Annotated in this window: 14 protein-coding genes; 3 read left to right on the forward strand and 11 right to left on the reverse strand. The window is 65.2% G+C overall.

Annotated features, from left to right (window positions below; all coding sequences use genetic code 11):
- Window positions 1–48 precede the first annotated feature (48 nt).
- From addA to ubiE, 11 genes are all read right to left on the reverse strand, one after another.
- Window positions 49–3,519, reverse strand: a complete 3,471-nt coding sequence (addA, locus tag KF794_15240) for a double-strand break repair helicase AddA (protein QYK45075.1) — start codon at window positions 3,517–3,519, stop codon at window positions 49–51.
- Window positions 3,516–6,566, reverse strand: coding sequence for a double-strand break repair protein AddB (gene addB / locus KF794_15245; GenBank protein ID QYK45076.1), 3,051 nt, complete (start codon window positions 6,564–6,566; stop codon window positions 3,516–3,518). Before addB ends, addA begins: the two co-directional genes overlap by 4 nt.
- A gap of 12 nt (window positions 6,567–6,578) precedes the next feature.
- Complete coding sequence (locus tag KF794_15250) at window positions 6,579–7,277, reverse strand: nucleotidyltransferase family protein (GenBank protein QYK46733.1); 699 nt, start codon at window positions 7,275–7,277, stop codon at window positions 6,579–6,581.
- A gap of 23 nt (window positions 7,278–7,300) precedes the next feature.
- On the reverse strand, window positions 7,301–8,908 hold the full coding sequence (tsaE, locus tag KF794_15255) for a tRNA (adenosine(37)-N6)-threonylcarbamoyltransferase complex ATPase subunit type 1 TsaE (GenBank protein QYK45077.1): 1,608 nt from the start codon (window positions 8,906–8,908) through the stop codon (window positions 7,301–7,303).
- Window positions 8,909–8,928: 20 nt separating this feature from the next.
- Window positions 8,929–11,433, reverse strand: a complete 2,505-nt coding sequence (locus tag KF794_15260) for a PAS-domain containing protein (GenBank protein ID QYK45078.1) — start codon at window positions 11,431–11,433, stop codon at window positions 8,929–8,931.
- 135 nt (window positions 11,434–11,568) lie between these two features.
- The gene (gene cysK / locus KF794_15265; GenBank protein ID QYK45079.1) at window positions 11,569–12,528 is read right to left on the reverse strand and encodes a cysteine synthase A; all 960 of its coding nucleotides are present in this window, start codon (window positions 12,526–12,528) and stop codon (window positions 11,569–11,571) included.
- Window positions 12,529–12,633: 105 nt separating this feature from the next.
- A complete protein-coding gene (locus KF794_15270) occupies window positions 12,634–13,074 on the reverse strand; it encodes an Rrf2 family transcriptional regulator (protein ID QYK45080.1) in 441 nt (146 codons plus the stop codon).
- Window positions 13,075–13,076: 2 nt separating this feature from the next.
- The gene (gene dut, locus KF794_15275) at window positions 13,077–13,547 is read right to left on the reverse strand and encodes a dUTP diphosphatase (protein QYK45081.1); all 471 of its coding nucleotides are present in this window, start codon (window positions 13,545–13,547) and stop codon (window positions 13,077–13,079) included.
- Complete coding sequence (gene coaBC, locus KF794_15280; GenBank protein ID QYK45082.1) at window positions 13,544–14,764, reverse strand: bifunctional phosphopantothenoylcysteine decarboxylase/phosphopantothenate--cysteine ligase CoaBC; 1,221 nt, start codon at window positions 14,762–14,764, stop codon at window positions 13,544–13,546. Before coaBC ends, dut begins: the two co-directional genes overlap by 4 nt.
- Before the next feature lie 131 nt (window positions 14,765–14,895).
- A complete protein-coding gene (gene ubiB / locus KF794_15285) occupies window positions 14,896–16,449 on the reverse strand; it encodes a 2-polyprenylphenol 6-hydroxylase (GenBank protein QYK46734.1) in 1,554 nt (517 codons plus the stop codon).
- A gap of 21 nt (window positions 16,450–16,470) precedes the next feature.
- Window positions 16,471–17,232: a bifunctional demethylmenaquinone methyltransferase/2-methoxy-6-polyprenyl-1,4-benzoquinol methylase UbiE gene (gene ubiE / locus KF794_15290; GenBank protein ID QYK45083.1), complete on the reverse strand. Its 762-nt coding sequence runs from the start codon at window positions 17,230–17,232 to the stop codon at window positions 16,471–16,473.
- An 85-nt stretch (window positions 17,233–17,317) separates the two neighbouring features.
- Here ubiE and mutM point away from each other — a divergent pair, with 85 nt between their 5' ends.
- From mutM to rpsT, 3 genes are all read left to right on the forward strand, one after another.
- Window positions 17,318–18,199, forward strand: coding sequence for a bifunctional DNA-formamidopyrimidine glycosylase/DNA-(apurinic or apyrimidinic site) lyase (gene mutM, locus KF794_15295; GenBank protein ID QYK45084.1), 882 nt, complete (start codon window positions 17,318–17,320; stop codon window positions 18,197–18,199).
- A 53-nt stretch (window positions 18,200–18,252) separates the two neighbouring features.
- Window positions 18,253–19,041, forward strand: a complete 789-nt coding sequence (locus KF794_15300; protein QYK45085.1) for an enoyl-CoA hydratase — start codon at window positions 18,253–18,255, stop codon at window positions 19,039–19,041.
- Window positions 19,042–19,182: 141 nt separating this feature from the next.
- The gene (gene rpsT, locus KF794_15305; protein ID QYK45086.1) at window positions 19,183–19,446 is read left to right on the forward strand and encodes a 30S ribosomal protein S20; all 264 of its coding nucleotides are present in this window, start codon (window positions 19,183–19,185) and stop codon (window positions 19,444–19,446) included.
- Window positions 19,447–19,992 lie beyond the last annotated feature (546 nt).

Genomic DNA, 19,992 nt, shown 5'->3' on the forward strand with positions numbered 1-19,992 from the left:
TTGTGAAAGGCATAGGTAGGTTCCGGGGTCGTGAGGGTCAAGACACGATCAGGAGAACGCGCCGCCGCCATGCGCCTGAACTTTGGCCCAGGCGGAATCGAGAGCGGATTCAGGGACTTCGATCACGCGCGGCCCGCCCGTATAGATCAGAATGCAGCGCACGGCCCGGCCCGGAAAGGCGGCGCGCATGGCTTCACGATAGGCGGCAAGCTGCGCCTGATAGCGCGTTGGCACGGCGTCCGCGCGATCGGGGATGCGCTGGTCGGATTTGAAATCCGCAAGCGTGATCTGCGTCGCCGTCACCAGCAGCCGGTCGATCCGCGCGGGGATTTCCAGCGTTTCGTTTTCTCTGACGATGCGCGCAACGCATTCCGCTTCCGCGCGGCTGCCCGCGCCGAACAGTTCCGCGCATAGCGGATGCGCGATCACGGCAAGGCTCTCCGCAAGCAGAAGCTCGCGCGCCGCCTCGTCGAGATGTGCGGCGGCGGCCGCGAGATAGCGGCGGCCTGCGGCTTGGCGTTCCGCCGGTGGGAGCGAGGGGAGCGATTGCAGCAGGCGATGCACGAGGATGCCGCGCGCGAGGCCGCCCTTTTCGCGCGGCGGGATTCTTTCGCGTGCGCTGCTTTCCGTTTCGAGCAGATGCGAAGGCCGCAGCACGCGCCGCCGCGAAACCGGCGCGGAAGGTTTCGCGTGCAGCCATGGCGTATCGGGGAGGGCCTGCGCGGACCGCGGCGTGTCCTCCGCGCGCGGCAGCGGCTCCAGCGGCTGGCCCCAAAGGATGATTTTTTCTGGATGATACGCTGCCTGCATGGGGCGGGCATGCTGGTCTTCCGCGAGCGCGTTCCAGACCAGATCGAACCACGATCCTTCTTCGGCCTTGTCGCGATTCTTTTTCAGCGCACCGCAGACGACCAGCACGTCCTTTGCGCGCGTGAGCGCGACATAGAGCAGGCGCTCGTATTCTTCGCTGCGCTTTCGTCCGGCCGCGATTTTGGCGGCTTCCATGATCAGCGAGGCTTCGGTCTTGTTGCCTGTTGCCCAGACGAAGGCGCCGTTATCGCCGCCCGCGCGAACCAGTTTCGGTGCATTCTGCGGAGCCGGAACCGCGGTGGTTTCGGCGAGGATCACGACCGGCGCTTCCAGACCCTTCACGCCATGCACGGTCATCACGCGCACCGCATCGCCGCCCGCTTCGAGGTCGCGCTTCACCTCCGCGCCTGCGCGGCGCAGGAAGCCGAGAAAGCCTTGCAGGGAGGGCGTTTCCAGCGCTTCGTAGCCGAGCGCGCGTGAAAGGAACTCATCGAGCGCATCGGCCGCTTCTTCGCCGAGCCGCGCGATCATGCGATTGCGCCCGCCGTCGCGGCCGAGCACGCGCGAATAGAAATCGAACGGCTTCAGGTGCCGCGCTTCCTGCCGCCAGCGGTCGAGCAGCGCCGCTGCTTCGCGGTAACGCGCCGCGCTACTCGTTCGCAGCGCTTCGATCAGCGTACTTTTCCGTTCGTGCGCGAGCGCGAACAGGTCGTCGTCGGAAAATCCGAACAGCGGACTTTTCAGCGCGCAGGCAAGTTGCAGGTCGTCGCTCTCCAGCAGCAGCGCGTCGCCCAGCGCCATCAGGTCCATGACCGCGATGTGCTCGGTGAGTTGCAGGCGGTCCGCGCCCGCGACGCGGATACCGCTGCCCTTCAGCGTGCGCAGGATCGTATCGAACAGTGGGCCGCGCTTCTGGACGAGGATGATGATGTCGCCGTCGCGCACCGGGCGGGATTTTTCTTCGCGCGTGATGCGGTCCACTTCGCCGACGGTGAGGCCGCCGTCTTTTTTCCATTCGTGAATGGCTTTCGCGATCGCGTTCGCGAGGCGCACATGCGAACTGGATTCAGGCACGGAATCGAGCGGCTTCTGCCAGGCCGATTCGTCTTCTTCCTGCACACCCCACGCCATGCAGGGCCATATCTCGACGCGGCCCGGCGCTTTCTTGCGGATCGCCTCATGCAACGGCTCTTCTCCGCCGAGCGCTTGCCAGCGGCTCTCGTCCTTGAATACGAGATCGACCGCACCGAGCACGGCGGGCACCGAACGATAGGATTCGTTCAGCCGCGGCACCAGCAGCTCTTGTCCCGCTGCTGCGATCCGCGACTGGAAGCCCGCGCGTTCTTCCGCGAAGCGCGCCGGGTCCGCGCCCTGAAAGCTAAAGATCGACTGCTTCTCGTCGCCGACCGCGAAGATGGTGCGGCGCTTCTCCGACGCGCCTTTGCCCGCGAAGAATTCCTCCGCGAGCTTGCCGACGATGTGCCACTGCTCCGGGCTGGTGTCCTGCGCTTCGTCCACGAGGATATGGTCGATGCCGCCGTCGAGCTTGTAGTGCACCCAGGCGGATTCCTCGCGGTCCAGCATCGCGACCGTTTTCGTGACGAGGTCGGCGAAATCGAGCACGCCGCGCGCCTGTTTCGCCGCTTCATAGCGCTTGATCACATCCGCCGCGATCCGGAACAGCGCGGCGCTGCGTTCGCGTTCGCGCGCCGCACGAAGCTGTTCGATGAGGCTTTCCAGCCGCTCGCGCTCGGCAAACAGTTTTTCGCGAAGACCGGGAATGGCCTTGAGGTCGGCTTCGCTGCCAAACGTCGCGTCCGCCTTTAACGTGCCCTGACCGGTCACGAAGATTTCGAGATAGGCGTCAAACGCTTCGCTGTCGCCGGCCGCCGCCGCGGCCTGAAACAGCCCTGCGCATTTGAAGGCGTTGCCTTTCCCCTTCGCGGCAAAGCGCTCCATCATCTCCTGCGCGGTGCCGCTCCATGCGGCGCGCGGAAAAACCGGGCCGTCCAGAATATCGTGCTCGATCTCAGCTACGGCTCTTGAAGCGTTCAGCGCCTTCGCAATCGCTTCGTCGTTGGTGCGTTCCAGCGAAAGCGAAGCGCGCGCCCGCACCGCCTCCATCAGCACGGCCTGCAAGCGGTCGTCGTCCACCTGCGCGATGACATGCGAGAGCGCGCGGCCCAGCCCGCTCTCCGGCTGCTCGCCTGCCGCGCCCAGCGTATCGAGCCGTGCCTGTGCCAGCAGGTCGCGCTCGCCCGCATCGTCGAGCACCTCGAAGCCTGCCGGCACCTGCGACTCCACCGGAAACATGTGCAGCACGCTGTCGCAGAAGGCATGGATGGTCTGCACCTTCAGCCCGCCGGGTGTTTCCAGCGCCGCTGCGAAAAGGCGCCGCGCTTTTTGCCGCCGCTCCGCGCTGGCTGGCGTCGGATCGAAGCGCGCAAGCTCCTTGTCGAGTTCTCCGTCGTCGAGTTGCACCCAGTCGCGCAACGTCGAGAGGGTGCGGTTCGCCATGTTGGCAGCCGCCGCCTTCGTGTAGGTGAGGCAGAGAATGCGCGCGGGCTTCACGCCATCCAGCAACAGGCGGATGACGCGCCACACAAGCACGGTGGTCTTGCCCGAACCGGCATTGGCGGACACCCACGCCGAATGGGCGGGATCGGACGCCTGCATCTGCGGCGTGGGGCTTGTGCGCGCGATGCTCATTCTTCGGTGTCCTCCGACCATTCCTTGATGCGCGCGAGATGGTCGTACTTGCCGTATTCGTTGCGCCATTGCGGGCGCGGCGTGGAAAGATAAGCCGTATCCTCCGATTCATACTCCGCGAGCAGCTTCTTGAAATCGCGCAACGCGGCCTCAGCCACGGCATCGACCGGCTGCTGTCCGTCGCGAGGCGCGATCCTCAGCCGTTGTGCGATTTCGGCGAAATCCTTCTCGATCTTCCTTGCGAAGTCGGCGAAATCGCCCGGCTCCTTGTTACCGGAAAGGCGCACGATGCCGAGTTCGGCAACGTTGCGCTCGCCTACATTCTTGAACCCCCCGCCTGCAACGATGGCCGCTTCCAGCGGCAGTTGCGGCTCGAACCCCGCGATCATCTCTTTGATGGTTGGCGGCTTGCCGGTCTTGTAGTCGAGCACGGAGGCGAGGTTGCCGGCGCGCAGATCGATGCGGTCGGCGCGCGCGCTCAGCGTGAATTCGCGCGTGCCGATCGGGAAATTCAGTTCGCCGCGCTGCTCGGTATGAATTGCGCTGATCTCTGCGCGGCGCTTTTGCTCCCATGCGACGAACCATTCGGCGGCGCGCAGGAACCGCGGCCACCACACCGCCCGCGCGACGGGATTGGTTTCCTGCGTCTTGAACTCGGCGTCGCCAATCGCGACAAGGCGCGCCAGCGCATCGTCCGGCAGCGCCGAAGGATATTCCTTCGTGAACTTTTCGAGGATCGCGTGGATCAGCGTGCCGCGCTGCGCTGCTTCCGGCTCGTCGTCCACCGGGTCGATAGCGTGCAAGCCGAGGATGTATTTCGCGTAGATCGTGTAGGGATCGCGCACCAGGTCGCGCACGTCGCTTGCGCTGAAGAAAACCGGCCGCGCGGAGACCGGCGGCTTCGGCCGCGGCGCGGAAGCGGGAGCGGCTTTCTCCTGCGGGGAGAGGCTGCGCGCGAGAAGCAGATAACGTTCGCCGCGTTGCAGCGTCTTGTCCCAGCTTTTCTTTTTATCTACCAGCGGAGCCGCCGCCGCGAGCCGCTGCACGAAGCGCGAGGCGATGGTCTCGACACCATTCTGCTTGCGCGCGCGGGTGAAGAAGACTTCCACTCCGCCCGCGGCTTGTACGAAGTCATGTGCTGATAGACCGATGCGGCGCTCCGGCAGGTCGAGCTTGAGCTTGCGGCGCATTGGCCGGTTCAGCCATGCGTCGCTATGCGCTTCCGGCGGCCACACGCCTTCGCACAAACCGCCGAGCACCATGCGGTCGACCGCGATCATGCGCGATTCCAGCGGGCCGAGAATCCGGATGCGCGCATCGCCGCGCGCGGCGGTCCGCACCGTGCGGTCGCGCAACAGCGCGGGCAGCGCGTCGGCATATTCGGCGAGCGTCATGGGGGCGCTCGCGCTCCCTGCCGCGATCAGTTCATCGAACAGGGCCAGCAGCGCTTCCGCGTCTTCGCCTTCATCGAAGAATCTTGGTGCGATTTTCGTGATCGCTTCCCGGTGCGCGGTGGCGACAGGCGCAAAATCGCACGTTCCATGCAGCGCCGTGAGCGGCGCGAGGGCATCCGCCAATTCTTTTGCAAGGGCCGCGGCATTCGCCCAGTCTTCTTCCGTCAGGAGACGGCTGCGCGCATCGAAGCGGTGAATATCCTGCGCCTTCCATCCTGCGATGGCGGCCTGCAAGCCGCGCACGCCGCCGGCCGGGCGTCCGCCGCGCAGCGCCGCGATTTCGAGCGCGTCGACATGCGGTTCCTGAAAGCGCTCGTCCATCGCCGGGTGGCGCAGCAGCGCGAGCAGCGTGGACGGTGCGGTGTCTTCCAGTGCGGCTTCCGCAACGAGCCGCGCGAAACGGCCTGCCTCGGTTTCCGCGAGCGGCACGCCTGCGGAATCGTAGGCTTCGATGTCCCAGTAGGCGAGTTCGGCACAGACGCGCCGCGCCAGCGCGCGGTCGGGCGTGACGAGCGCCGCGGTCTTCCCGGATAGCGCCAGCGTTTCGCGGAGCACGATCGCGATGGCAAGCGCTTCCTCACGCGCGTCCGATGCTTCGATCACGGTGATGCCGCGCAACACATCTGGAGAGAGTGCCGGAAAATTATCCGCGGAAACCGGCGGCCGAAACGCGCGCGAGAGTAGTTGCTCGCGCAGGGGCGCGACCGGAACGCCGAGCGGTTCCACCGCGCTTCGTGCAATTCCGATCTTCTCGATCAGCCGCTTCAAGCCGAATTGCGGATGGCCGGGCAGCGGCTCGTCTTCCGCGCCGATGGCGGCGAAGGCATTGTCGTCGATGATCTGGTCGAGGCCCGGCAACACGACCGCACCGTTCGTGCGCAGCGCAACCGTGCGCAACAGTTCCGCGACCTTCGGCAGCGTGCCGGTGGAGCCTGCGGCGATCACCGGGCCGCCGCCTCCGCCCGCGAGGCGCGCGGCTTCGTGCGCGAGCAGGGCATCGCGGCGCGCGGCCGCGTCCATCATGCCATTCTCGGAAAGAAAATTATTCCAGCCGTCGCCCGCGAGCCGCAGGAACAGGCGCGAGCGTTCCCAGTATTTGTCGTATTCGCCGTCCACCGCTTCTTTCAGCGCGTCGAACGGCAAGCCCGCGGTGATGAAGTCGTCGATCAGGTGCGCGAGTTCGTCGGCGAGCGCGATGGCGGCGGCGGGCGATCCGGGCAAAAGACCGGGCTGGCTTTCCGCGAAGCGCGAGATCAGGTTGGCGAGCGCGAGCCTCCGTTGCGCCGAGGAAACCGCGGGCGCGAGCGGCTCCAGCCCGTCGAAGTCGAAGGCGAGCGCATCCTCGTCCACGTCGCCGAGCGGGACGATGCGCGGCAGCAACGCCGCGTTCGTGCCGAGCGATTCCAGAAACGCATCCGCGAGTTCGCCGGCCGCGCGGCGGGTTGGAAGAAAGATGGTCGCGTCGCTTAAGGTTTCCGGCGCATGGCGTGGCGCGAAACCCGGCACCACGCGCCCGTCGAGCACGGCATCGGCAAGCGTCCGCAGGAACGGCGCGGTAGGCGGAATGGTGAAGACGCGGGGAGTGGGCCGCATGGAATCGCGAGATTACTCGCTGGCGGCGCGGATCGCATCCTCTGCCTGCGCGATTGCGTCGGGCGAACCGACATGCATCCACAGCCCGTCGAGGCGCAATCCGTATAAACGTCCCGTGGCGGCCACGGAATCGAATGTGCGGTTCAGCGAGAATGCGCCACGCGGCGCATCCCCGAATACCTTCGGCGTAAGCACCGCCGCGCCCGCGAAGACGAACGGCGCGACCTCGTTCTCGCCGCGGCGGGTCAGCTTGCCGTCCGCATCCATGTGGAAGTCGCCGCGCCCGTGATAACCGATGGCTCCCGCGCTCGGTGCGAGCAGCAGCAGCACGTCCATTTTATCCGCGTCGAACGCTTCGCCGAGACGAATGAAGTTCGGCGTCGCGCCTTCGATCCAGATCGTATCGGAGTTCACCGAGAAGAACGGCGCGCCGCCGAGTTTCGGCAAAGCGCGCACCACGCCGCCGCCGGTGTCGAGCAGCACGTCGCGTTCGTCGGAGATTTCGATTGCAGGCGAGGTGCGCTGTGCGAGATGTGCTTCCAGCAGATCGGCGAAGTAATGCACGTTGACGATGGCGCGTTCGGCTCCCGCCTCGGCGAGCTTGTCGAGCACGCGGTCGATCAGCGTTTTCCCCGCGACTTCGACCATCGGCTTCGGCTTGTGGTCGGTGAGCGGGCGCATCCGCGTGCCCAATCCGGCCGCGAGCACCATCGCGGTTTTGATTTCGCCGGGCTTCACGGGTTCGGCAATTCCGGCTTCGGCGCCGGGTCGAGCAGCGGTAGTTCGGGTTCGTCGGGCGAAACCGTCGCCGGGCGCACCGGCGGCGGCACGTTGATCGAGAACCACGCCTTCAGCGCCGAAAGCGAGGGATGTTCCAGCGTCCGCGTCAGGTAACTCCAGACGCGCGGAATGTGCCGCAGGTATTGCGGTTTGCGGTCGCGCATGTCGAGCCGCGCGAAGATACCGAGGATCTTGGTCGCGCGCTGCGCGCCCATCGTGACGTAGTGCTTCGCGAACGCCGCCGGATCGAACGAAGGATCGCTCGGTGCCATCGTCATCGCGTAGCGCGATAGCAGGCGCACTTCCATCTCGTCGGGAATGTCGCAACGCGCATCCATCAGGAGCGAGGCGACGTCATAGGCCGGCGGCCCCAGCAAGCCGTCCTGAAAGTCGAGCAGCCCTACGCGCTGCACGCCGCTGCGCTCTGGCAACCACAGCAGGTTCGGCGAATGATAATCGCGCATCACCCATGTCACCGGCCCGTGCAGCGTATCGACCAGCGCGTCGCGCCACAGTGCGCGGAAGATTTCGCGCGCGGTGGCGTCCTGCGTTTTCACACCGCGATAGGGCAGGTACCAGTCGAGCAGGAGTTCGGCTTCGATCAGGAATGCGTCGAGGTCGTAGCGCGGAATTTCATATTCGAAGCGCGGCGCAATCGAGAGCGCTGGCGGAAGCTGTTGCAGATGCAGCATGGCGAGCAGATCGACCGCCGCGCCGTAACGCTCCTCGTCGGGTTGCAACGGATCGCCGAAGGCGATGCCGTCGGTGCCGAGGTCTTCGATCAGCAGGAGGCCGTTATGCAGGTCGGCTGAATAAATTTCCGGCGCGGAAAATCCGCGTGCGCGCAGGCCGCGCGAGAATGCGACGAAGGGTTCGATGTTCTGCGCGAGCTTCGCGATTTCGCCGTAGGTCCGGCCTTGCCGTACCGGCGGGCCGTCCTTGCTGGCGGGCGCTTTCATCAGGATTGCGGTGCCGCCGCCTTCGCGCCGAAGCCGCTCGTAACGCCGGGTCGAGGCGTCGCCCTGAATATGTTCGCGCACGGCGTCGTGGAAGCCGGAGGCTTCCAGCAGCGCATGTTCGGCGCGCAGTCGTGTAAGCCGTTCCGCCCATTGTCCGCGCCCCGTGATGCGGATCACGCGGCACTCCGGTCCCATGTCGGGCGCGAGTTCGAGATAGACGTCGAGGCGGTCGGCTTGCAGCAATGCGCCCGCGCGCTCCGGCCATTCCACCAGCACGGCCGCTCCGGCGGAGGCTTCTTCCCAACCGAGTTCGGAAAGTTCGGCCAATGTCTCGACCCGGAACAGGTCGGCATGCACCACCGGAAAACGCGGCAGTTCGTAAAGCTGGATCAGCGTGAAGGTCGGGCTTGGCACTTCGAGCGTTTCGTCGCGCGCGAGCGTGCGGATGATCGCACGCGCCAGCGCGGATTTGCCGGTGCCGAGTTCGCCGTGTAGCGCGACCAGGTCGCCGGGATTCAGGGCGAAGGCGAGATCGCGCGCCAGCCGCTGCGTCGCCGCTTCGTCCTCGACGACGATGTCCCAGCTTTTGTCTTCCGTACTCATCCTGCTGTTTTAGCCGTGTCCTAGGCTTCTGGCGATGCGAGCGGAAACACGCAGGTCACGACCGTACCCCGGTTCGGCTCGGAGTCGATCATAACGTCCCCGCCCTGCAACTTCATGGCCGAACGGACCAGAGATAGCCCAAGACCCGCGCCCCGGTGGGTGGAATCGATCGGCAAGGTTTCCAAATTCTGGAACAGGCGCTCCTGTACGTCGCGCGGGATGCCGGGACCACGGTCGGAGACGTGGAACAGCATGGCGTGCTGGCGGCGCTCCGCCGCGAGGCCGATGGTTTCGCCTTCAGGCGAGTGCAGCGCGGCATTGGCGACCAGGTTTTGCAACACCTGGCGCACCTTATCTTCGTCCGCGCCGAAACGGCCGATCCCCGCCGGGACGTCAATGTGCAGCGACAGCCGCTTCTCGCGGAGCCTTGGTCCGCTTTCGCGCGCAATCGCATCCAGCAGCGCGCGTACATCGACTTCGCGCGGCAACACCCGCTCGCCCCCCGCGTCGGCGATGGCGAGTTGCAGGCTGTCCACGATCGCGAGCAGTTCGGCGCTCGACGAGGAAATGTGGCCGAGATACTCGCGCTGCCGCTCGGTGAGCGGACCGGCTTCGGGCGTGCCGAGGAATTGCGTGTAGCCGCTGATGTTGTTCAGCGGCGAGCGCAGGTCGTGCGAAATGTAGCGGATCACCGTATCGCGGATCGCGTCGGCGGCGATCAGCGCGGCGTTGCGTTCGCGCAGCACGCGCTCGATGCGCACGCTGTCGCTGATGTCGCGGAAGGTGACGAGGTTGCCGCCGTCGGGCAGTGGCGTCACCGAACATTCCAGTGTGCGGCCCTGTTCCTCCAGTTGCCGCGTGAAGCGGTGCCGCTCGGCGACGCCGGTGATGATGCGCTCGATCGCGGTCCAGATTTCGGCGCTGCGCATGTCCAGCGCGCGGCAGTGCTGCTTGATGACGTTGACGTGCGGCTTCTCGACCAGTTCATCCGCGCCGATCCGCCATAGCTCGCGGAACGCCGAATTGTGCAGATGCAGTCGCCCGTCGCCTGCGAACACCGCGACCGCTTCGGCGAGCGCGTCCAGCGTTTCGGTCTGCGTGTTGGCGATGGTGTTGAAACGGCTCGCGAGCGCGACACCTTCCGAGATGTCGTCGAACAGATAGGTGACGCCGCCCTGCGCGTTCGGCGTCGCGGCGACACGAAGCGAGCGCCCGTCGGGCAGATGCCAGAGCGACTGGCGCGCATCCACCGCCTCATAGGCTTCGTGGAGCGAGGCCTTGAACGCGCGGAAGTCGCTGGTCTCCGGCACGCAACGCTGCGCGCGCAGTTTGTCGAGCACCATCGAGTCGTCCGGCCGGTCGTCGAGGAACGAAGGCTCCAGCCGGAACAGCGCGACATAGGCCGCATTGTAGAACGCGAGCCTCCGGTCCGCGCCGAAGATGGCAACGCCGGTCGCGAGCTGGTTGAGCGTGCGCTGGTGCGCTTCCATCACGCGCCCGATTTCGTTGCGCGCCATTTCCGCGTCGGTGACGTCGAGCGCGATCCCCGCCGCGCCGCGTCCCGTGCTCGTCTCGAAAACCTCAAGCGTACGCCGCGACCCGGCGACAACCGCGTTCATGCGTCCGCGGAACGAGCCGCGCTCCTGCCGTCCGCGTGCGACTTCCGCGCGCGAGGGCTGATCGAGCAGTTCGATGCTGCGCTCGATCACGTCGGCGGGGTTCTTCGCTTCCACCGCCGCGGCATAGGCACGGTTGGCGAATGAAATCTTCTGCTCGGAATCGCGCAGCCACACCGGCGACGGCGTCTGGTCGAGCAACGCGCGGATCTGCTCGGTTTCGGTTTGCAGCCGCTTGAACTGTTCGAGCGCGGAAGCGTGGTCGCGCTTTGCGCCGGTGACGTCGCGCAGGCGAAGCACGGCAATGCCGCCGATGGGCCGCCCTTCGGCTTCGACATGGCGCCCGCGCGGGGTCAGCAGCGCGTAGCCGAATGCTTTCCCTTCCTTGCGCAGCGCATCGACCGCCGCGTCCATCATGGCCGCGGGTTCCGCGCCGAGCCATGAACCGAAGGCAAGAATTCTGCGCAGTGAATCGCCGCCGTTGAGGCTCGAAGCGCTGCCGAGAATGGTCGGCTCGTGATCCGCGCCGTCCCAGATCACCACCACCTGCGGCTCGGAGAGCAGGAGCGCCGTCATGCGTTCGGCTTCCGCGCGCGCGCGCGCGATGTCGCGCCGCGCTTTCGCGTGGTCGGCCCTCGCGCGGGCGCGGGTCCGCAGCAGCATGATCGCGGTCACCACCGCGAACAGCAGGATGCCAAGCGTCAGCGCCAGCGATCCGATCTCGCGGCGGTCCAGCGTGTTCGCGAACGCGATCAGCCGCTCGACGAATTCGGGAGCGGCGAGCGAGCGCGCCGTCGCGGATAAAAGAAGAATGCAGGCAAACGCGCCCGAAGACGCCGCGCGCGCCGCTGCTCTCCAGAATCCGTTTGCCGACGGTTTGCCCCCGCCGGTGACTGCCGTATCCGGCATCGCGTTGATGTGCCTCTCGCGCCGCCCGCGCAGAGCCGCGCCGACGGTGTTCGCGGGCCGCCGCGGCCGCGAATCAAGCCACTCTAGCTTTCGGAGAGTCCGTGCGGGAAGGGGCGCGGGAAAGGCAAATGCGCCTTAAAGTCCTTCGAACAGCGCGGTCGAGAGATACCGCTCGGCAAAGGACGGCACGATCACGACGATATTCTTGCCCGCATATTCCGGGCGCGCGCCGATTTCGAGCGCTGCCGCGACTGCCGCGCCGGAAGAAATGCCGCCGGGAATGCCCTCGAATTTCGCGAGCGCGCGGGCGGTGTCGAAGGCGGTCTGGTTGCCCACCGTCACCACTTCGTCGATGACCGCGCGGTCCAGCACTTCCGGCACGAAACCCGCGCCGATGCCCTGAATTTTATGCGGACCGGGCTGGCCGCCGGAGAGCACCGGGCTGTCTTCGGGTTCCACCGCGATCACTTTCAGGCTCGCGCGGCGGGGTTTGAGCGCCTGACCCACGCCGGTGATGGTGCCGCCGGTGCCCACACCCGCGACGAAGGCGTCGATCTCGCCCTTGGTGTCGTTCCAGATTTCTTCCGCGGTGGTCTCGCGATGAATTTTCGGATTCGCGAGGTTGCGGAATTGCTGCGGCATCGCCGCGTTCTTCAACTCGGCGATAAGCTGTTCGGCCTTCGCGACCGCGCCACGCATGCCCTGACCCGGCTCGGTGAGCACCAGTTCGGCGCCGAGCAATGTGAGCATCTTGCGCCGCTCGATCGACATCGATTCCGGCATGACGAGAATGAGACGATAGCCGCGCGCGGCCGCGACGAAGGCAAGCGCGATGCCGGTGTTGCCGGAAGTCGGCTCCACCAGCACGGTGTCGGGTTTCAGCACGCCCGCCGCTTCCATCGCCTCGATCATGGAGACGCCGATACGGTCCTTCACCGACGAGATCGGATTGAAGAATTCGAGCTTGGCGAGAATGTTCGCCTTCACGCCGCGTTGCGCGGGTAGGCGGTTGAGGCGCACCAGCGGCGTGTCACCGATGGTCTGCGTGATGGAATCGAAAATCCGTCCGCGGCCCGGTTTGTGTTTCTCGGCCATTGCTTGCTCCGGTTTGCGTTCAGCGGTGCCAGAAGGCTGCCAGTGGGGAAGGGCCGCGTAGCATATTCACATACGGAAGTCGACGAAGTCAGAAATTGACATAAATCAGATGTTGAAATCGGCGGAAGCCTCGCCTTCGGCCAGTCCCTCGCGCTCGGCGTTCCGGCATAGTGACTCGATGGTGATTTCGCCAAGCGCCGCGTCGAACGCACGTTCCGCCTTGGCGATGGCGGGCGCGATGATGTTGGTGATCACTGCGGGCTTGCGCTGGCGATCGTTGTTCTCGGCGTTCTCCGCGATCTGCGCGATTTCCGCGATCGAGATGCGGCGGCGCTCGCGCGCGAGTTCATAGCCGCCGCGCGGACCGCGCACGCCTTTCAGGATTCCGGCATGGACGAGCGCCTGCAGCATCGGCTCCAGATGCCGCGGCGGCAGGTCGTGCCGTTCCGCCAGCGCTTTTGCTGCGACCGGACGGCCGCGCGAATGGATCGCCACATCCACCACGGCGGCGACGGCAAGCAAACTTTTTTCGGATAGACGGGCCATGCTCAAGCACTCTTTCGGGATGACTGAACGCCGGTGGAACCGAAGCCGCCGCTGCCGCGCGCGGTTTCGTCCAGCGATTGCACTTCCTGTAATTTCATCTGCTCGGTGCGCGCGAACACGATCTGCGCGATGCGCATGCCGCGCGTGATCTCGAACGGCTCGTCGCTCGTATTGACGAGGATGACTTTCACTTCGCCGCGATAATCGGAATCGATGGTGCCGGGCGCGTTGAGAACGGTGACGCCGTTTTTCAGCGCAAGGCCGGAGCGCGGACGCACCTGCCCCTCGAAGCCCTGCGGGATTGCGAAGGTCAGCCCGGTCGGCACCGCCGCACGCCCGCGCGGCGCGAGAATGAGCGGCTCGCTGGCGGGAACGGCGGCGACGAGATCCATGCCCGCCGCGCCCGCGGTCGCATATTCCGGCGCGGGCAAATCCTTCGCGTGATCGAGGCGCGTGAACTGAACGGTGTTCATGCCGCACCGCCGAGCGTTGCCGCGATTCTTTTTACAAGGCCGGCCGCGACCGCTTCCTTGCTTTGCATCGGCCAGGATTCGACGCCCGTCGCGCTGACCAGATGCACTTCGTTCGAGCCGCCGCCGAACGTGGAAGTGCCGGTGGAGACGTCGTTCGCGACGATCCAGTCGCAGCCTTTTTTCATGAGCTTCGCCCGCGCGTTCTCGATCAGGTTTTCCGTTTCCGCCGCGAAGCCGATCACGAGGCGCGGGCGCAGGTTCGAATGGCGCGAGATGGTGGCGAGGATGTCCGGGTTCTCGGCAAACGAAAGCAACGGCAGCTTTCCGTCCTGCTTCTTCATCTTCTGCGCGGCTTCGTTCGCGACCCGCCAGTCGGCGACGGCGGCCGCGAAGATCGCGGCGTCCGCGGGCAGCGCGCCTTGCGAAGCGTTCAGCATCTGCTCGGCGGTCTCGACATGGATGGTTTTCACGCCCGACGGATCGGGCAGCGCGACCGGGCCGGAAACCAGCACCACTTCCGCGCCCGCAATCGCCGCCATGCGCGCGAGTGCGTGACCCTGCCGTCCGGAGGAATGATTGGAAATGTAGCGCACCGGGTCGATCGGCTCGCGCGTCGGACCCGACGTGACGAGGATCTTCTTTCCTGCGAGCGCGTCGCGCGCCGGCATCTCGAAAAGATTTTTCTCGATCGCCGCGACGATGGCGAGCGGCTCGCTCATGCGGCCCACGCCGCGTTCGCCGGTTTCCGCCATCTCGCCCGCTTCCGGGCCGGCGAAGGCAGCGCCGTCGGCTTGCAGCCGTTCGACATTCCTGCGTGTCGCGGTGTTCATCCACATCGCCGGGTTCATTGCGGGCGCGAGCAGAATCCGCCGGTCGGCGGCGAGCAGCACGGTGGAAGCGAGATCGTCGGCGCGGCCCTGCACCATCTTCGCCATCAGGTCGGCGGTGGCGGGGGCCACCACGATCAGGTCCGCTTCGCGCGCGAGACGAATGTGACCGATGTCGAACTCAGCCGCGAGATCGAACAGCTCGGTGAAGGGGCGTTCGCCCGCGATTGCGCCGACCGCGAGCGGGGTCACGAATTCCTGTGCCGCACGGGTCATGATCACGCGCACCTTCGCGCCGCGCTCGCGCAGCCGCCGGATCAGGTCGAGGCTTTTATAAGCCGCGATCCCGCCCGCGATAATCAGCAGAATATTTTTTCCCTGTAGCGGCATGGCGTTACGCAAAACCGTGCCCGGTACGTCTTTCCGGGCTAATTATCAGAACTTAACTGTATAATTGCACGCCGTTTGCACAAAGCCAATCCGCCGCCGCCAACATCGTAAATAAGAGAAGAGGGCGCGGCTCAGTGCCAGAACAGGTAGATCGCGAACAGCCCGGCGATCACCCAGAGCGCGAGCGTGGCCCAGCGCCAGTGTTTCGCTTCCGCGCGGCCGATGGCATCGACCGTCTCCGGTGCGAGTACGATCCCGTCGCGGGTCTGCTCGTCGAAGCGCTCAAACGCGGCAGAGGCGCGCGTCAGCATTTGCGGCGCGTCGCCGACCAGCCGCGCGAAGGTGCCGAGTTCGCCTGCCGCGCTTTCGAGTTTGCCGATGGGGCCGAGATAGCGCTCGATCCAGCCGCGCACCACCGGCTCCGCGGTGGTCCACATATCGAGGTTGGGGTCGAGCGAGCGCGCCACGCCCTCGACCACCACCATCGTCTTCTGCAACAGCAGAAGTTCGGGCCGCGTGCGCATCTCGAACAGCGACGTCACTTCAAAGAGCAACGTCAGCAGTTTCGCCATCGAGATTTCGCTGGCGGGGCGGTCGTGGATCGGCTCGCCGATGGCGCGGATCGCTTGCGCGAAGTCTTCGACCGAATGATGCGCGGGCACATAGCCCGCCTCGAAATGAATCTCGGCGGTGCGCAACCAGTTCTTCGTGATGAAGCCGTAGAGGATTTCCGCCAGGAACCGCCGCTCCTTCATGCCGAGGCGGCCCATGATGCCGCAATCGACCGCGACCAGATTGCCGTCCGCATCCACGAACAGGTTTCCGGGATGCAGGTCGGCGTGGAAGAAGCCGTCGCGGATCGCCTGCCGCAGGAAGCTCTGGATCAGCACGCGGCTTAGCCGCACGAGGTCATGCCCCTTCGCGCGTAAGGCATCGCGGTCGTTCAGCGGCGTGCCGTCGATCCATTCGGTCGTGAGCACGGGCCGCGCGGTATATTCCCAGAACACGCGCGGCACGCGGAAATCGGGGTCTTCTTTCGTATTCTCTTTCAGTTCGGACAGCGCCGCCGCTTCGAGACGCAAATCCATTTCCATCGTCACCGAGCGCGCGAGTGTTTCCACCGTCGCGATCATGCGAAGCCGCCGCGCTTCCGGCGAACGCTGCTCGGCCATGCGCGCAGCGAAGAAGAAAGTTTCCAGGTCGCGGCGGAAGCGCGTTTCGATGCCGGGGCGAAGCACCTTTACCGCCACCGCGCGGCGCTCGCCGTCCACCATCATTTCCGCGCGATGCACCTGCGCGATCGAGGCCGCCGCGACCGGCGGCCCGAAGGAGACGAACAGGTCCTTGACCGGCTTGCCGAACGAATCCGCGATGATGCGTTCCGCGATCTCGCTGCCGAACGGCGCCATCTTGTCCTGCAAGGATTCCAGGTCGCGCGAGATTTCCGCGCCGACCACGTCGGGGCGCGTCGCGAGGAACTGGCCGAGTTTCACATAGGAAGGACCGAGGCGCGTCAGCGCCTTCGCGAGCCGCACGCGGCTCGATCCGGCGCCACGCCGCTCGATCAGCCGCGCAAGCCGGACCAGGATGCGTTGCCCCGGCGTGAGCATGACGGGGTCGACGAGTGCCAGCACGCCTTCGCGCGCAAACACGAAACCGGCGCGGGCAAGACGGAGAAGATGAATAATGGCGGACAATTTCCGGCCTCAGAGCCGCCAGCCGGAATGCAGCGCGACGATGCCGCCGGTCATCGGCGTCGCTTCGACGCGCGAGAACCCGGCCGCGCGCATCAGGCCGGAGAACGCCTCGCGCTCCGGAAACTTGCGGATCGATTCCACGAGATACTGATAGGACTCGCGGTCACCCGTGACCATGCGGCCGATTTCCGGAATCGCGCGGAACGAATACGCGTCGTAGATCGCATCCAGTCCCGGCACATCGACCTGGCTGAATTCGAGACAGAAGAACCGGCCGCCGGTCTTCAGCACGCGGAACATTTCTTTCAGCGCGACAGGAATTCGCGGCACGTTGCGAATTCCGAATGCGATGGTCACGGCGTCGAACTTCCTGTCGGGGAAGGGCAGCGATTCCGCGTTCGCTTCCGCGAAGCGCACCGCATGATCGAAGCCTTTTTGCACCGCGCGCTCGCGGCCCACGCCGAGCATGTCGCCGTTGATGTCGGCGACGGTGACCGCGACATTGCTTCCGCCCGCATCCACGATGCGAAACGCCACGTCTCCGGTACCGCCCGCGACATCGAGCACGGTAAATGCGCGTTCGCCGAGCGGCGGACGCAGCTTCGAGACGAGGGCTTCCTTCCAGACCCGGTGCAAGCCGCCGGACATCAGGTCGTTCATCAGGTCGTAGCGTCCCGCGACCGAATGAAACACGTCGTCGACCATGCGCTGCTTGTCGGTCAGCGGCACGTCGCGGAAGCCGAAATGGGTGGAATTGTCGGGGCTGGTCATGGGGTTCCTGAGCGCGCGGGACCATAGCGCGCGCGCACCCCTTTCGCTATCACCGTGCAAAGCATCGCGAAAACAGCGTTACCGGATGCCTGAATTACCCGAAGTCGAAACCGTGCGCCGCGGCCTCGTGCCGGTCATGGAAGGCGCCACCGTCGAGCGGCTGGAAGCGCGGCGCGCGAATTTGCGCTGGCCGCTGCCAGAACAGTTTGCCGCACGCATGCAGGGTCGGAAAATCCTGCGCCTGCGCCGCCGCGCGAAATACCTGCTGGCCGATCTCGACCGGGACGAGACGCTGATCATGCATCTCGGCATGTCGGGATCGTTCCGCGTCCTGCTCGGTAACGAGGAAACCTCGCCCGGCGAGTTCATGTATCCGCGGGCAAAAGCGTCGGTGCACGACCATGTGGTCTTTCACATGAGTCCCCGCGCGACCATCACCTTCAACGATCCGCGCCGGTTCGGCGCGATGCTGCTGGCCGATACCGCCGCGCTGCCGGAGCACCCCTTGTTCAAGGGTCTCGGCCCGGAGCCGCTGGGCAATGAGCTGACCGCCGTCTATCTCGCCGCGAAATGCGCCGGGCGCTCTACCAGCCTGAAAGCCGCGCTCCTCGACCAGCGCATCGTGGCGGGCCTCGGCAATATATATGTGTCGGAGGCGCTGCATTTGGCGCACCTCTCCCCGAAACGGCCCGCCCGCGTGCTGGCGGATCGCGGCGGTGACCCGGCCGAGGGTGCCAAGCGCCTCGTTCCCGCAATCAGGAAGGTGATTGCCGCCGCCATCGAGGCGGGCGGCTCGTCGCTGCGCGATCACCGGAAAACCGACGGCGATCTCGGCATGTTCCAGCACCGTTTCCGGGTCTATGACCGCGAAGGCGTGAAGTGCCCGACCCGCGGCTGCACGGGCAAGATCAAGGCGATCGTGCAGAATGCGCGCACCACCTATTACTGCCCGGTCTGTCAGCGCTGATGTTGCGGCGCTAAGAAGCCTTGGCTAGCAAAGGGGAAGCTGGAGGAACACGCATGTCCGAACAAAAGACGGCTTACGAAACCATCCTGGTCGAAACCAAAGGCCGCGTCGGCATCATCACGCTGAACCGCCCGAAGGCGCTGAACGCGCTGAACGCGCAGATCTTCAGGGAAATGAATGCCGTGCTCGACGGCTGGGAGACCGACGCGAACATCGGCTGCGTGATCCTGACCGGCTCCGAGAAGGCTTTCGCCGCAGGCGCTGACATTAAAGAGATGGAACCGCTCGAATATCCCGGCACCTATGTCGACGACTTCATCACGCCATGGGACCGGCTCGGCCGTTTCCGCAAGCCGCTGGTCGCGGCGGTGTCGGGCTATGCGCTCGGGGGCGGCTGCGAAGTCGCGATGATGTGCGACATCCTTCTTGCCGCCGACAATGCGCAGTTCGGCCAGCCCGAGATCAAGCTCGGCGTCATTCCCGGCGCGGGCGGCACGCAGCGCCTGACCCGTATCATCGGCAAGGCGAAGGCGATGGAACTCGTACTCACCGGCCGCATGATGGGCGCCGAGGAAGCCGAGCGTTCCGGTCTGGTCGCGCGGATCGTGCCGCTGGCCGATCTGCAAAAGGAAGCGCTGAAAGTCGCCGAGACGATTGCCGGTCTGTCGCTGCCTGCGGTCATGGCCGCGAAGGAAAGCGTAAATCGCGCCTATGAGAGCACGCTTTCGGAGGGCATCCGCTTCGAGCGGCGGGTATTCCAGTCGCTGTTCGGCACCGGGGATCAGAAGGAAGGCATGAATGCCTTCGTTTCCAAGCGTCCGCCCGCCTTCAAGCACCGGTAAACGCTGGCAAAATTCGCCCGTATTCTTCCGTTGACGGCCCTGACCTGCCCGCCTATAGGAACCGCGCCCGGAGAGGCCGGCGTATTCGCCGTTCGCCGGGGTTCCTTTTTGTCACACAACTAAACCTACGGTACCGGCTTCATGGCCAATACGACTTCTGCGAAAAAAGCGAGCCGCAAGATTGCGCGCCGCACGACCATCAACATTGCGCGTCGCTCCCGCATGCGAACTTTTATCCGCAAGGTGGAAGAAGCGATCGCTGGCGGCGACAAGACAAAGGCGCGCGAAGCGATGAAAGCGGCGGAGCCGGTCATCGTGCGCGCGGCGCAGAATGGCGTCATTCACAAGAACACCGCTTCGCGCACCGTTTCGCGTCTTACCGCGCGCGTTAAGAAGCTAGGCTGACCTAAAAGCAATCTTGACTTTGGTCGTTTCATGAAAATCCCGGCGCTTGCGCCGGGATTTTTATTTTGACTCACTGTTTCGGATTGTGCAGCCGCGCGTTTTTGCGCGTGTGCGCGACGGGATAGGGCTTCGCATTTGAAAAAAAATCGCGAAGATTCACAGAAACTTGGCAGTCAAGATTTTTTCTGGAGTTGGAAAACGCTGTCATCGCTGCAATTCGATGAAAAAACTTCATTCATGCTCTTGTCACCTTGCCGTCATGCATGAGCGCGGCTCCGGAGCCGATTCCTTCAACTGAGTCAGCGATTTGTGGCGGCGAAAAAAAATCATTCGCCGTGCTGCGGCGTATGGCGCAGGCGTGGCAAGCGCATGCATGCGCAAAACGCCGTTGATTGTCGCGTTCTCGCTGCTTATCGTCATTTCGTCTTCGAGGTTACGGCGAAGACATCAGCTTCAGCGGTAGCGTGTTTTTACACTCATCATTCGATGGGCGGGGAGGTTTTGTTCCAAAACGGCATACGGTTCACCTGTGACATGCGGCGACAG

The sequence above is a fragment of the Xanthobacteraceae bacterium genome (genome assembly GCA_019454205.1).
Taxonomy (GTDB): domain Bacteria; phylum Pseudomonadota; class Alphaproteobacteria; order Rhizobiales; family Xanthobacteraceae.

What these genes read in the sequence shown, in the direction of transcription:
- coaBC (QYK45082.1), bottom strand. Translation starts at nt 14,764, where the DNA reads ATGCCGCTACAGGGAAAAAATATTCTGCTGATTATCGCGGGCGGGATC.
- tsaE (QYK45077.1), bottom strand. Translation starts at nt 8,908, where the DNA reads ATGAGTACGGAAGACAAAAGCTGGGACATCGTCGTCGAGGACGAAGCG.
- dut (QYK45081.1), bottom strand. Translation starts at nt 13,547, where the DNA reads ATGAACACCGTTCAGTTCACGCGCCTCGATCACGCGAAGGATTTGCCC.
- ubiE (QYK45083.1), bottom strand. Translation starts at nt 17,232, where the DNA reads ATGACCAGCCCCGACAATTCCACCCATTTCGGCTTCCGCGACGTGCCG.
- cysK (QYK45079.1), bottom strand. Translation starts at nt 12,528, where the DNA reads ATGGCCGAGAAACACAAACCGGGCCGCGGACGGATTTTCGATTCCATC.
- addA (QYK45075.1), bottom strand. Translation starts at nt 3,519, where the DNA reads ATGAGCATCGCGCGCACAAGCCCCACGCCGCAGATGCAGGCGTCCGAT.
- KF794_15300 (QYK45085.1), top strand. Translation starts at nt 18,253, where the DNA reads ATGTCCGAACAAAAGACGGCTTACGAAACCATCCTGGTCGAAACCAAA.
- mutM (QYK45084.1), top strand. Translation starts at nt 17,318, where the DNA reads ATGCCTGAATTACCCGAAGTCGAAACCGTGCGCCGCGGCCTCGTGCCG.
- KF794_15260 (QYK45078.1), bottom strand. Translation starts at nt 11,433, where the DNA reads ATGCCGGATACGGCAGTCACCGGCGGGGGCAAACCGTCGGCAAACGGA.
- rpsT (QYK45086.1), top strand. Translation starts at nt 19,183, where the DNA reads ATGGCCAATACGACTTCTGCGAAAAAAGCGAGCCGCAAGATTGCGCGC.
- KF794_15270 (QYK45080.1), bottom strand. Translation starts at nt 13,074, where the DNA reads ATGGCCCGTCTATCCGAAAAAAGTTTGCTTGCCGTCGCCGCCGTGGTG.
- addB (QYK45076.1), bottom strand. Translation starts at nt 6,566, where the DNA reads ATGCGGCCCACTCCCCGCGTCTTCACCATTCCGCCTACCGCGCCGTTC.
- KF794_15250 (QYK46733.1), bottom strand. Translation starts at nt 7,277, where the DNA reads ATGGTGCTCGCGGCCGGATTGGGCACGCGGATGCGCCCGCTCACCGAC.